We start from the raw sequence: 14,753 nt of genomic DNA, 5'->3' as shown, positions 1-14,753 counted from the left end.
CGCTCGGCCGACATCACCCCACCGATACCGGCATGCGAGACCACCACACCCTTCGGCCGCCCCGTCGACCCCGAGGTATAGATCATCCACGCCGCATCCGACAGCTCGAGCGAACGCACCCGATCCGCATACGAAACCGGCCGCGACGACAACTGCCCCACCCGCGCAGCCACCGACACCTCGTCGACCGCCACCACCGGCACCGACCCCGCCGCCTCGGCCACCACCTGCGCCACCGACGACACCGTCAACGCCAACACCGCACCCGAATCGGCCACCATGAACTGCACCCGCTCGGCCGGATAACCCGGATCCACCGGCACGAAAGTCGCCCCCGACTTCGCCACCGCCCACAACACCACCACCGACTCGAGCGACCGCGGCACCGCCACCACCACCGCATCCCCCGGCCCCACCCCACGACCGATCAACCACCGCGCCCACCGCGACGACACCGCATCGAGCTCCCGATACGACAACGACCGAGAACCCTCCACCACCGCCACCGCATCACCGGCCGACTCCACCGCCGACACCAACAACTGCGGCAACAACACACCCCGACGACCACGGGCGCGCTCGCCGCGCGCCGGGCGCGCAGCGCGCTCGGGGCGTGAGCCACGTTCGGGGCGGGGTGCGCGCTCGGGCCGGGGCGCGCGTTCGGGACGGGGTGCACGTTCGGGGCGCGGTGCCCGGCTGCGGGCACCGTCCTGCGTCTCGCGAGGCTGCGTCTCCGAAGGGAAATCGGACGAAGAGGATGCGTTCACCGGAGAGGCCCCGTTCGAGCTGCCATCGTGTCGTGAACGCATGAAAAAGCCCATACCCTTCGCTTTCGATCCCAACGGCCGCGTCTGCGAACCGAGCAAGCATAGTCACCCGCCGGAGACGGGCGAACTTACTCGGTAGTAACCCCATGGGGTTCATCTCTCCGACCACTCCCGACGTTACCGGCGCATCCCGCGGGGACTCGTCCGCCGAGGTGGTGGGGCCACCCGAAGCGGCCCCACCACGTCGTCAGTCCAGGTCAGCGAGCCGGTACAGGCGGTGTGCCGCGCCCCACTCCTCGAGCAACCCGTCGGGGGCGTCGTCCACCACGACGACGGCCGCGAGGTCCTCGAGCGACCCGGGTTCGAGCGTGCTCAGCGACGCCTCGGGCAGGTGCACGTGGGTGACCCACTCGTTGTAGAGCACGCTGTCCAGTGCCGTACCCGACGACGCGCCCTCGGGCACGACCACCACGACGGCACCGGTCGCCGTGACGACCAGCGGTTCGAGCGCCACCGCCTCGATCTCGACACCGCCCACCGCGAGGCTGCGCGACTCGTAGGTCAGTTCGTACCGATCCCGCAGCGTGCCGATCCTCTCGACCAGTTCGACGTTCGTGAACGTACGCGAGGGCAGCACGAGCGCCGGGTCCGCCGAGCCGACCGGACGCAACCGGTCGGCGTAGGTCACCGGATCCGCCGTCTGCGCAGCCAGCTCGTCCCGCACACCGGGCTCGTCGACGACCAGCCAGCCGTCCGTACCGTTCGCCGCGGTACCGGCGACCGTCAGTCCCAGAGCGGCTCCGGCGGGCAGCTGCCCGTCGACGCGGGTGGGATCGACCGGTGCGATCGCGGCACCGGTCTTGACCACCGCCCACTGGGCGACCACGGCTTCCACCGAGCGTGGGATCGCGACCGCGACCACATCGCCGGTGCCGAGGCCGCGGCCGATGAGCAGCCGAGCCAGGCGGGACGACCGTGCGTCGAGTTCCCGGTAGGCGATCTCCGTCCCCTCACCGCCGATCTCCGGATCGGCCGGGAGCGAGAGCGCCGGCGCCGCCGGATCCTCCTCGACCACCTCGGCGAAGACAGTGGCCAGCGTCCGCGCGCCGGTGTCCACCGCCGCGGTGGACGGTCCGGACTCGGCGACGATACGGGCGAGTTCCTCTGCATCGACGAGGTCGATGTCGCCGACCGCCGACTCCGGATCGGCGGCGAACGCGTCGAGCACGCGCACCAGCCGCTCCGAGATGTTCCTGACCTCCGGCTCGGCGAAGAACCGCTCCAGGTACTTGAAGGTCAGGTCGATCTGCGTGTCGGCGACCGTCATGAGGGTGATCGGGTAGTGAGTGGCGTCCTTCACTGCCACTCCGGTGATCGTCATCCCGTCGATCGATCCGGCCGCCTCGGCCAGGGATTCCCGGTCGACGGGGTACGACTCGAAGACCACCAACGAGTCGAATGCGACCGAGGTCCCGAGCCGCCGTTCGATGTCGGACAGCCCGACGTAGTGGTGATCGAGCAGTTCTGCCTGCTCGCTCTGCAGTCGTCGCAGCAGCGCCGAAACCTGCTCGTCCGGATCGACCTTCACGCGAACGGGCAGCGTGTTGATGAACAGACCGACCATCGACTCGACTTCGGCCAGGTCGGCCGGACGTCCCGACACGGTCGCACCGAACACCACGTCGTCGTTGCCGACGGTCCGCCCGAGGAGAACGCCCCACGCCGCCTGGACGAGGGTGTTCACCGTGATCCCGAGTTGCGCCGCGAGCGCACTCAGGCGAGCGGTGAGATCGGCGTCGACGAGGACCGAGACCTTGGAGATCGTGTCGTTCTCCGGATCCCGGACCGTCGGCGCGACGACGGTCGGATCTCCCACTCCTTCGAGGGCCCCGGCCCAGACGTCGAGCGACCGTTCCTGGTCCTGCTCGGCGAGCCATCCGAGGAAGTCCCGGTAGGAACGCACCGGCGGCAGCGCAGCGAAGTCTCCCCGGAGCACGTACAGGGCCATGAGGTCCTGCATGAGCAGTGGCATCGACCAGCCGTCCAGCAGGATGTGGTGCGCGGTGACCGCGAGGTGGTACCGGCTCGGCGCCGACTTCACCAGCAGGAACCGCATCAACGGTGCCGTGGCCATGTCGAACCGCCGGGACTGCTCGTCGGCGAACGCCGAGGCGAGTTCGCGTTCCCTGCGCTCTTCCGCGACGTCGCTCAGATCCAGCGTCCGCCACGGAAGCTCGATCCGGCCGACGACGAGCTGGAGCGAATCTCCGTCCTCGTCGGTGACGAAGGCGGCGCGCAGGTTCGGATACCGGTCGAGCAGTGCCTGCCCCGCCACCTGCAACCGCTCGGGGTCGACCTCGCCTTTGAGGTCGAGCACGGCCTGCATGGTGTAGACATCCATCCGCTCGTCGATCGTCAGCGACGCGTGGAACAACAGCCCCGACTGCAGCGGCGACAGGGACCACACGTCCGTCAACGACGGATAGCGCTGCTCCCACGACTCGATCTCGTTCTGGGTGAGATCGACGAGCGGCAGATCGGACGGGGTGAGACCCCCGGCATCCGACGACCCCGCATGCTGCGCGAGCGCCTCGAGAGCCTCGGTCCAGTGCCGGCCGAATTCGTCGGCGTCCGCACGCTCGATCAGGTCCGCCGCGAATTCGATGCGCACCTCCAGCCTTGCATCGTCGCCTCCGGACACGGACGCGCGGAGGTCGAGATCGGCCCCGGTGAGCGAGCCCGTTACCGGAAGGAGGTCACCGAGTTCGTCGGTCGGCGTCCAGCCGGTTTCACCTTCGAGAACATCCGACGGCGTCCGGCCCAGGTAGCCGAAGCCGACCTGCGGCGCTCGCCCCGTCGAGCCCAGGCGCACCGACGACTCCGGATCCAGATGACGCAACAGACCGAAGCCCACGCCGCTGTCCGGCAGCGCCAGCAACTGCTCCTTCACGGCCTTGACGGCACGTGCCATCGCAGTACCGCCGGCGAACGCCTCGTCGACGTCGATCCCGGCAAGATCCAGCCGCACCGGATAGGCACTGGTGAAGCAACCGACGGTGCGTGACAGATCCGCGCCCGGGAGCACGGACTCCTCACGACCGTGATCCTCGATCCTCACCAGCGCCGACGACGACTGCACACCGCGGTCCCGCCGCCACCGCACCAGCGCCAGACCGAGGGTGGCGACCAAACCGTCCTCGACCTCACCGCGGAACAGCGCCGGCACCGAATTCAGTACCGCGTCGGTGTGATTCGCGGACAGGGAGATGCGGACGTGGTCACGCGCGCTCGCCGGGCCCACGACGGACTCCGCCGGGAGAACGGCCGGCTCGGCGAGCGCGTCGTCGAGCATCCGCTCCCACATCGGCAGCTCGTCGCGCCGCGCGGAAGCGGCCTCGACGAGTCCGTGCGTCCACCGCCGCAACGACGTGCCGACCGGCTCGAGGCTCGGCGCCTCCCCGGCGGAAATCTGCTTCCAGGCCCGCGCGAGGTCGGTGAGCAGGATGCGCCACGATTCCTCGTCGACCGCGAAACGATGGGCCAGGATCGCGAGCACACCCGGTCGGGCCGTACCGAAGTCGAGCCAGACGAACCGGACCGCGCAGCCCTTCGACACGTCCACCCGGTCGAGGGCGGCATCGACGGCGTCCTTCACGACGCGCGCCTGCTCCGGCTCGGCGAGCTCACCGGCGACCTCCACCCGCTCCAGGATCGCGGCCGGGTCGACGGTGCCCGCTGCCCGGACCCGCAGGACGGGTTCTCCGGCCATACCGAGGTCGAGGACCATGCGTAGCGCGTCGTGATGGTCGATCACAGCACCGACGGCTCGCTCGAGCCCCGCGCGTTCGACGTCGCGCGGCAATGTCACGGCGACGGCCTGCACGAGACGTTCGGCAGGTTCGGACCGCTCGAGAACGTCCCGTACGACCGGTGTCGGCGGGAGTTCGCCGACACCACCGCCCGGAAGTTCGGTAGGCCGCAGCACACCGCTCTCGACCCTCGTCGCCACCTCGGCGAGTCCGGCCACCGTGCGGCGTTCGAACACGTCACGCGGAGTGAACGCGACGCCCCGGGCCTTCGCCCGCGACACCAACTGGATCGAGACGATGCTGTCACCACCGAGCGCGAAGAAGTCGTCGTCGGCACCGATCTTGTCGGCTCCGAGGACATCCGCGAACACGTCGGCGACGATCTGCTCGATCTCACCGGTGGGGGCCCGGAACTCCGTCGCCTCGAAGACCGGTTCGGGCAGAGCCCTGCGATCGAGCTTGCCGTTGGCGTTGAGCGGCAACGCGTCGAGCACCACGAACGCGGACGGCACCATGTACGACGGAAGTGTCCGGCCGAGTTCGACGATCATCGCGTCGGTGTCGACGTCGGCATCCTTGTGCCCGACGACGTACGCGACCACGCGCGGACCGACGAGCGCATCCTCGCGGACGAGGACCGCCGCGTCGCGCACCGCGCTCAGGCGTCGCACGGCCGCTTCGATCTCGCCGAGTTCGATGCGGAACCCGCGCACCTTCACCTGGAAGTCGGTGCGACCCAGGTACTCCAATTCACCGTCCGCCGACCACTTCACGAGGTCACCGGTCCGGTACAGGCGTTCGCCCCGGCCCCACGGGGAGGCGACGAACCGCTCGGCGCTCAGATCGGGACGCTCGTGGTAGCCCCGTGCGAGCTGCTCACCCGCGAGGTACAGCTCACCCGGCACACCGACCGGCACCACACGCAACCGGTCGTCGAGGACGTACACGCGCGTGTTCCATTGCGGGGACCCGATGGGCACGCTCACGACGTCGTCCCCGTCGACGGTGTGGTTGGTCACCGACACCGCCGCCTCGGTCGGGCCGTACAGGTTGTCGAGGCGCGCCGGATTCTCCGTCGCGAACCGCGCGGCGGTCGTGGCCGGCAGCGCTTCACCGATGGCGAGCACCCGGCGCAGCGATCCCGTCAGAGGACCTCCGACCGAGGCCATGAGCGCGTCCAGCATCGACGGCACCACATGCAGTGTGGTGACCGACTCGGACACCATCAGGCGATGCAGGTACTCGGGGTCGCGGTGACCGTCGGCAGACGCGATCACCACGCGGCCGCCGGAGACGAGCGCGGACCAGAATTCCCACACCGACAGGTCGAACGTCGCAGCGGTCTTCAGCAACAGCGCGTCGTCCGGCCCGAGGTCGTATTCCGTCCGCTTCCAGAGCATCTGGTTCACGATCGCCCGGTGCGGGACCGCAACGCCCTTCGGACGGCCCGTCGAGCCGGACGTGAAGATGACGTAGGCGGTGTGCTCCGGACGCAGCGGGGCGAGCCGATCCGCATCCGTGACCGGGGCGTCGGCATGTCCGTCGAGATCGACGGTATCGATCTCGACGATCGTCGAGGACGGGGCGAACGCCGAGCCGACGTCGTCGCGGGAGGTGGCGAGTACCGCGACCGGTTTCGCCACCGACAGGATGTACCCGGTGCGTTCTGCCGGCTGGTCCGGGTCCAGCGGGACGTAGGCACCACCGGCCTTCGCCACCGCGTACATACCGATGAGCAACTCGACCGATCGGCGCATTGCCAGCGCAACCGTGGTCTCGGGGCCGACGCCCAGCGAAACGAGGTGCCGCGCAAGGCGATTGACGCGTCCGTCGAATTCTCCGTAGGACAACGACGAGGATTCGGACACGAGCGCCGGCGCCGCCGGGTCCCGGCGAACCTGTTCGTCGAACAGATCGACGAGGGTGAGTGCCGTATCCGTCGGATGCAGGGTGTCGTTCCACTCCTCGACGATCCGGAGCCGTTCGGCGTCGTCCAGGATCTCGAGATCACCGACCGGCAGTGAAGGCTCGGCGACGATCGCCTCGAGCAGACCGACGAAGCGTCGTGCGATGCCCTGCACGGTGGCCTCGTCGAACAGATCGGTGGCGTAGGTCAGCACGTTGTCGATGCCGGCCGGGGCGCCGCTCTCGTCGTACCGGTCGGTGGCGACGAGATGCAGATCGAACTGCGAGGTCTGCAGGTCTGCATCGACTCCCGCGACGGTCAGACCCGGCAGTTCCAGGCTGGTCGCCGCGAGGTTCTGGAACGACAGGCCGACCTGGAACAGCGGATGCCGCGCCGTGGAGCGCTCGGGTTCGAGAACATCGACGAGCCGTTCGAACGGGACGTCGGCGTTCGCGAACGCCTGCAGGTCGCGCTCCCGCGCCTGATCGACGAGGGCGGTGAAGGGCAGGTCTCCGTCCACGGTCGAGCGGAACACCAGCGTGTTGACGAACATGCCGACGAGGTCGTCGAGTTCGCGACGACCGCGCCCGGCGATCGGCGTGCCGATGGCGATGTCGTCCGTTCCCGACAACCTGGCGAGGAGGACGGCGAACGCTGCGTGCACAGCCATGAACAACGTCGCGCCTCTGCCTCGCGCGAGTGCGACCAGCTCGCGGTGCAGCTCTGCGTCGATCCTGAAGTCGACCTTGCCGCCCGCGTAGGACTGCACGGCCGGCCGCGGCCGGTCGCTCGGCAGGTCGAGCTGGTCCGGCAGGCCGCTGAGGGTGTGCTTCCAGAACTCGATCTGCTTGGCGGCGAGCGATTCCGGGTCGTTCTCGTCGCCGAGGTACCTGCGCTGCCAGATCGCGTAGTCGGCGTACTGCACGGGGAGCGGAGCCCAGTCCGGCGCTCGTCCCGTGGATCGGGCGGCATAGGCGGTGACGAGGTCGCGGGTGAGCGGCCCCATCGACGATCCGTCCGCCGAGATGTGGTGCACCACGAACGCGAGGATCAGTTCGTCGTCTCCCACGCTCAGCAACCTGACGCGGACGGGAGCCTCGGAGGTGACGTCGAACGACGTGTACGCGAGTTCGCGCACGAGGTCCGGGACGCGATCCCAGGTAGTAACGACCGGATCGAGATCGGGCACCACAGTGGCGGTGGGGAGCACGATCTGAACGGCACCGTCCTCCGTCTCCGGGTACGCGGTGCGCAGCACCTCGTGCCGTTCGAGGACGTCGCGAATCGCGGCCTGCAATGCCGGGATGTCGAGGGTGCCCGACAACCGCAGCGCCATCGGCAGGTTGTAGGCGGCCGATTCAGGATCGAAACGGTTCAGGAACCACATGCGCTGCTGCGCCAGCGACAACGGCACCCGGCCGGGACGCTCCACCTTCACCAACGGGACGGCCCCACCGGAACCGGCGTGCTGCTCCACGTGCGCGGCCAGTGCCTCGACACCGGAATCCTCGAAGAGCGCTCGCACCGGAATCTGGGTATCGAGCGCGGAACCCAGCCGCGAGACGAGCTGCGTCGCGATCAGCGAATTGCCGCCGAGTGCGAAGAAGTCGTCGTCGAGACCCACCCGCTCGACGCCGAGGACGTCGGCGAACGTCGACGCCACGATCTCCTCGATCGGAGTTCTCGGCGCCCGGAACTCACGTACCTCGAAGGTGGGAGTGGGCAGTGCCCTGCGGTCGAGCTTGCCCGAGGTGTTGAGAGGGAACTCGTCGAGGACGACCACGGCAGCGGGCACCATGTACGACGGCAGCGCCCCCGAGACGAATTCGACGAGTTCGCCGGTGTCGACATCTCGTCCCGGCACCGGGACCACATACCCGGCGAGCTGATCGCCGGTCGGGGTCTGCGCAACGAGAACGGCGGCCTGGTTCACGGATTCGTGTGCCAGCAGCGCCGTTTCGATCTCACCGAGTTCGATGCGCTGGCCACGGAACTTGACCTGGAAGTCGGTGCGTCCGATGTATTCGAGTTCTCCGGAGGAGTTCCAGGTGACCAGGTCTCCGGTGCGGTACATGCGGTCGCCGGCCTCGCCGAACGGGTTCGCGACGAACCGGTCGGAGGTGAGATCGGGGCGACGGACGTAGCCGCGTGCGAGCTGGACGCCCGCGAGATACAGCTCACCCGGGACACCCACCGGAACCGGCCGCAGACGCCCGTCGAGCACGTAGGCACGCACGTTCCACTCGGGCACACCGATCGGCACCACGTCGACCGCTCCGGTCGCCGGCGCCTGCCAGTAGGTCGCGGAGACCGCGGCCTCGGTCGGCCCGTACAGGTTGTCGATGTCCGCGGAGCTGATCCGGCGCACCCCGTCGATCGTCTCCGGCGGTAGGGCCTCACCGATGACGAAGATGTCGCGCAGTGTGCGGCACTCGTCCGCGTCGGCGTGTGCCGCGAAGACGGTGAGCATCGACGGAACGAAGTCCGTGATGGTGACCTTCTCGCGGGCGATGACCTCCGACAGGTAGGCGGGATCACGGTGCCCGTCGGGGGTGGCGATCACGAGCTTCGCACCGACACTCAGCGGCATGAAGAAGCCCCACAACGACACGTCGAAGGTCGTCGCGGTCTTCTGGAAGTACACGTCCTCCGAGGTCATCTCGAATTCGTGCAGCATCCACTCGGTCTGGTTGACGATCGCCCGATGCGTCACCGCGACGCCCTTCGGCCGGCCGGTGGAGCCGGAGGTGAAGATCGCGTAGGCGGTGTTGTCGGGCCGCAGGATTCCGCGACGCTCGTCGTCGCGGATCGGCGCGGCGGAGACGTCCGCGAGGTCGAGGCGATCGATCTCGATCGCCTGAACGTCGATTCCCGAGGGCACCTCGAACTCGTCGCGAGCGGTGGTCACGATGCACACCGGGTCGGCAGTGTCGAGGATGTGGCGGGTGCGATCGGCCGGATGATCCGGGTCGATCGGAACCCAGGCACCACCCGCGCGCACGATGGCGTACATACCGACGAGCAGTTCGGTCGAGCGCCTGACCGCGAGACCGACCAGCGATTCCGGTCCGACACCCCGGTCGATGAGGTGCCGGGCGAGGCGATTGACCTGGGCGTCGAACTCGGCGTAGGTGAGCTGCTCTCCCTCGTAGACGAGCGCGACCGCGTCCGGTGTGCGTTCGACCTGGCCGTCGAAACGCGAAGTGAGCAGTGCGTTCTCGTCCAACCGGTGATCCGAGTCGTTCCACACGCGCAGGATCCGGTCGAGTTCGTCCTCACCGAGGAGTGCGATCTCACCGACCGGCAGTTCCGGCCGGGCAGCCATCGATTCGAGGGCACGCACGAAACGCTGCACCAGCGTCTCGGCCTGTTCGCGATCGAACAGTGCCCGCTGGTAACGCAGTTCGACGTCGAGACCGGCGCGCAGGTGCACGAACAGGCTCAGCGGGTAGTGCGTCGCATCGTGGGTGCCCACGCCGGTCACGGCCATGCCGTCGATCGACGCCGACTGCTCCGCGAGTGCTGCCTCGTCGAGCGGGTACGACTCGAACACTGTGAGGGTGTCGAAGCCGACGGTCGGACCCGTCGCGGACTGGATCTCGGTGAGTCCGAGATGGTGGTGACCGAGCAGTGCGGCCTGCTCGCCCTGCAGGCGTTCGAGGAACGCCGAGACGGGCTCGTCCGGATCGAAGGCGACCCGCACGGGCAGCGTGTTGATGAACAGGCCGACCATCGACTCCACACCGGGCAGGTCGGCGGGGCGACCCGAGACCGTAGCGCCGAAGACGACGTCCTCGGCACCGGTGAGGCGGCCGAGCAGCACGCCCCAGGCGGCCTGCACGAGCGTGTTCACCGTGACACCGAGGCGCGCGGCGGCGCCGCTGACGGCGGTCAGTCGCTCGGCGTCGAGTTCGACCTTCACCCGGTCGTCGCCCTGCAGTCCGGGATGGCGTGGGGTCTGCGGGGCGAGCAGCGTCGGCTCCTCGAAGCCGGCGAAGGTCTGCGCCCACGCCTCGCGGGAGGACTCGCGGTCGCGGGCGGTGACCCATTCGAGGAAGGAGCGGTACGAGCGCACCCGCGGCAGCAGGGACACCTCTCCCCTGGTCGCGTACAGGGCCATGAGGTCCTGCATGAGCAGCGGCATCGACCAGCCGTCGACCAGGACGTGGTGGGTGGTCACGCCGAGCTGGCAGCGGCCGTCGCCGAGGTGCACGAGGACGAACCGCATGAGCGGTCCGGTGTCCATGACGAAGCGGCGTGCCTCCTCGTCCTTCCAGAACGGCACCGTGGCGGTGACACCGTCCGCGGCGACCTCGGCGGACATGTCGACGGTGCGCCACGGCACCTGTACGTCGTCGAGGACGAGCTGCACCGAGTCGCCGTCGGCGTCGGTCACGAAGACCGTCCGCAGGTTGGCGTGCCGGTCGAGCAGTGCCTGCGCGGCGCGGTGGAGCCGCTCGGGATCCACCTCTCCCTCAAGATCGAGGACCGCCTGCATCGTGTAGACGTCGACGTCGTCCTCGCCGGTCATCAACGCGTGGAAGAGCAGACCGGACTGCAGCGGCGACAGCGGCCACACGTCCGCCAGCGACGGGTAGCGCACGTGCCAACGGTCGAGATCGGCCTGGGTGACCGACACGAGCGGCACGTCGGAGGGCGTGAGCCCACCGGCGGCGGGGTCGGCGGCGTGCGTGACGAGTGCCGCGAGGGCGGCCCGCCAGTGCTGCACGAACTCGTCGACGTCCTCGCGGTCGAGCAGACCCGTGGGGAAGGCGATGTTCGCGCCGAGCTGCGGGCCGTCCGCGCCGTCGTTGACGATCGCGTTGATGTCGATCGCCGCGCTCGCGGGCATGTCGGCGTCGAGGGCGGCGTCGACGCGTCCCAGCGCGTCGGTCGGAGCCCAGCCGATCTCGGCGAGTTCCTCCGGCACGTCCGCGGAGGACACGCGACCGAGGTAGTTGAAGCTGATCTGCGGTGAGCGTGCGATGGCGGCGAGTCGTGCCGACGATTCCGGATCGAGGTAGCGCAGGAGACCGAAGCCCATGCCCTTGTCCGGAATGGCCAGCAGCTGTTCCTTGACGGCCTTGACCGCCGAACCCATCGCGGCACCACCGGCGAAGGCGTCGTCGACGTCGATTCCGGTCAGGTCGACCCGCACCGGGTAGGCGCTGGTGAACCAGCCGACCGTCCGGGACAGGTCGGCGCCCGGCACCACGGATTCCTCGCGGCCGTGGCCCTCGAACTTCACGAGGGCGGAGGAGGATTCGATGCCGCGGTCGCGGCGCCAGCTCACGAGTGCCAGTCCGAGCGCGGCCACCAGACCGTCGGCGACACCGCCGCGGAACAGGGCCGGCACCGTGGTGAGCAGTGCATCGGTCTGCGCGGCGTCGAGATTCATCTCGATGCGTTCGACGGTGGAGGTGACGTCGACGGCGGGGTCGAAGGGACGCTCGCCGAGCAGCGGGTCCGGTCCCTCGAGGATCCGTTCCCACAGCGGCAGTTCCGACCGGCGCTGTGCCGCGGCATCCACGAGGCCGTGGGCCCAGCGGCGCAGCGACGTTCCGACGGCCTCGAGCCGCGGTTGCTCACCTGAGACGATCTGTCCCCAGGCCAGACCGAGGTCCGGCAGCAGGATGCGCCACGACACGCCGTCCATCACCAGGTGGTGGGCGACGACGAGGAGCACGCCGCGACGTTCGGCCGAGCCGAAGTCGAACCACACGAATCGCAGCACCGAGCCGGCGAACGGGTCGAGTGCTCCGAGCGCGGAATCGAGTTCGCGGGAGGCGATCTCGGTGAGCTCGGCGTCGTCGACGTCGGCCGCGACCTCGACTCGCGTCAGCAGGGCATCCGGGTCCACGGTGCTCGCGGAGCGGACCCGCAGGGTCACCTCTCCGTCGGCATCGCGTTCGAGGATCGCGCGCAGCGCGTCGTGGTGGTCGACGACCGCGCCGATGGTGCGGGTCAGCACGTCCCGGTCGATGTCGGCCGGGAGGGTCACGGCGACGGTCTGCGAGAAGCGGTCGAAGCCGCCGGGCCAGCCGAGGACCTCGCGCATGATCGGGGTGAGCGGCACGTCGCCGACACCGCCGCCGGGGAGTTCCTCGAGTCGCACCGCCTGCGTCTCGTCGGCGCGGGTGGCGACCTCGGCGAGGCCCGCCACCGAACGACGCTCGAAGACGTCGCGCGGCGTGAACACCACACCCCGGGCCTTCGCCCGCGAGACCAGCTGGATCGACACGATGCTGTCGCCACCGAGCGCGAAGAACGACTCGTCGACACTCACCTTGTCCAGATGCAGAACCTCCGCGAAGACCTCCGCGATGATCTGCTCGACCTCACTCTCGGCAGCCCGGTACTCGCGCTCCTCGATCACCGGCTCCGGCAGAGCATCACGATCGAGCTTGCCCACCGGCGTCAGCGGCACCTCGTCGAGCACCACGATCGCCGACGGCACCATGTGCGGCGGCAACGACCGCGCCACGAATTCCGTCAACTCCGCGGTGTCGATCGTGCGGCCGCGGACGGGCAGCACGTAGGACACGAGGACGGTCGCACCGGACGGGGTGGACCGCCCCACCGTCGTCGCCCAGTTCACCGACTCGTGTGCACTGAGGACCGCGTCGATCTCACCGAGTTCGATGCGGAAACCACGCACCTTGACCTGGAAGTCGCTGCGGCCGACGAACTCGATCTCGAGCCGGTCCTCGACGGGCCGCCACCGGACGACGTCGCCGGTGCGGTACATGCGGTCGCCGCGTTCGCCGTAGGGGTTGGGGACGAACCGCTCGGCGGTCAGCGCGTTCCGGCGGTGGTAGCCGCGGGCGAGTGCCCGGCCGGCCACGTAGAGCTCGCCCGCCATGCCGGCGGCGACGGGCCGCAGACGCGAGTCGAGCACGAGAGCGGTCATGCCCACGATGGGTTCGCCGATGGTGATCGGACGTCCGGGTTCCATCTCGCCGAAGGTCGACACGATGGTCGCCTCGGTCGGGCCGTACGCGTTGACGTAGGTGGTGCGCTGCGACCACTCGGCCAGCAGTTCCGGCGTCGTCACGTCGCCACCGACGGAGAGCACCTCGAAGCTGTCGATGCCCGTGGAGTCCATCGTGCCGAGCACCGCCGGCGTGATGATCGTGTGGGTCACGCGTTCGGTCTTCAGCAGCTCGGCGAGATCCGGACCGCCGATGATTCCGGCGGGCACGATCACGAGCGTCGCGCCGAATGCGAAGGCCGCCATCCACTCGAGCACCGACGGGTCGAAGCTCGGCGAGCAGATCTGCAGGAACCGCGATTCGGAGGTCACCCCGTACAGATCGGTGACCATGTCCTTCAGGCCCGCCAGGCCCGTGTGGGTGACGACGACGCCCTTGGGCTTGCCGGTCGACCCCGAGGTGTAGATCAGGTAGGCCGGTTGGTGGACCCGGATCGGGCGCACCCGGTCGGCGTCGGTGATCGGTGCGGCGGAGCGGGATTCGACGTCCGCGGCGAACGCCGGGTCGTCGAGCAGCAGCCATTCCGCGTCGTCGGGCAGTCCGCCGACGAACTCGGACGACGTGATACCCAGGGTGGCCCCGGAGTCGTCGAGCATGTAGCGCACGCGGTCGGCCGGATAGGTCGGGTCGACGGGGACGTGCGCCGCACCGGACTTGGCCACGGCCATGACGGTGACCGTCATGTCGTACGAGCGCGGGAACGACACGGCCACGAAGTTCTCCGGGCCGATGCCGCGATCGATCAGCACCCGCGCGAGCTTCGACGAGGTCTCATCGAGTTCGCGGTAGGTGATCGACCGTCCTTCGTACCGCACCGCGACGGCGTCGGGATCCATCGCGACGCCGCGCGTGAGGAACTCGGCGAGGGTGCTCGGTTCGGTGATGACGTCGTGTCCGCGCATCGCCGTGAGCTGGGCGAACTCGTCATCGGCGAGCAGCGGCAGGTCGCCGACCGGTGCGCGGTCGTCCGTGAGGATGCCGCCGACCAGTCGCGTGAACCGTTCGGCGAAACGCTGGATCGTGCTCTCGTCGAAGAGCGCACTGGCATACGAGAACTCGGCGGACAGGCCGGCGGGCGCGCCGGATCCGTCGATGTGTTCGCGCAGGGTCAGGCCCAGGTCGAACTTCGCGGTGTCGACCTCGAACGGGACGCCGGAGACGGTGAGCTCGGGCAGTTCCAGGGCGGTCTCGGGCAGGTTCTCGAACGACAGGACCACCTGGAACAGCGGGTGGCGTGCCGTCGACCGTTCGGGGTCGATGATCTCCACGAGCCGCTCGA

Annotated in this window: 2 protein-coding genes; both read right to left on the bottom strand. The window is 69.2% G+C overall.

Annotated elements, in window-relative coordinates:
• Window positions 1-767 (bottom strand): AMP-binding protein (locus NVV99_RS25405; RefSeq protein WP_260783211.1); only part of this gene is annotated, 767 nt, incomplete at its 3' end.
• Window positions 768-1,014: 247 nt separating this feature from the next.
• Window positions 1,015-14,742, bottom strand: coding sequence for a non-ribosomal peptide synthetase (locus NVV99_RS25400; protein ID WP_260783210.1), 13,728 nt, complete (start codon window positions 14,740-14,742; stop codon window positions 1,015-1,017).
• Between the last annotated feature and the right edge of the window lie 11 nt (window positions 14,743-14,753).

Source organism: Rhodococcus sp. PAE-6, assembly GCF_025290685.1.
GTDB lineage: Bacteria > Actinomycetota > Actinomycetes > Mycobacteriales > Mycobacteriaceae > Rhodococcus > Rhodococcus pyridinivorans.
The sequence above is the reverse complement of the archived record's forward strand: the minus strand, read 5'-3'. Positions and strand labels throughout refer to the sequence as shown.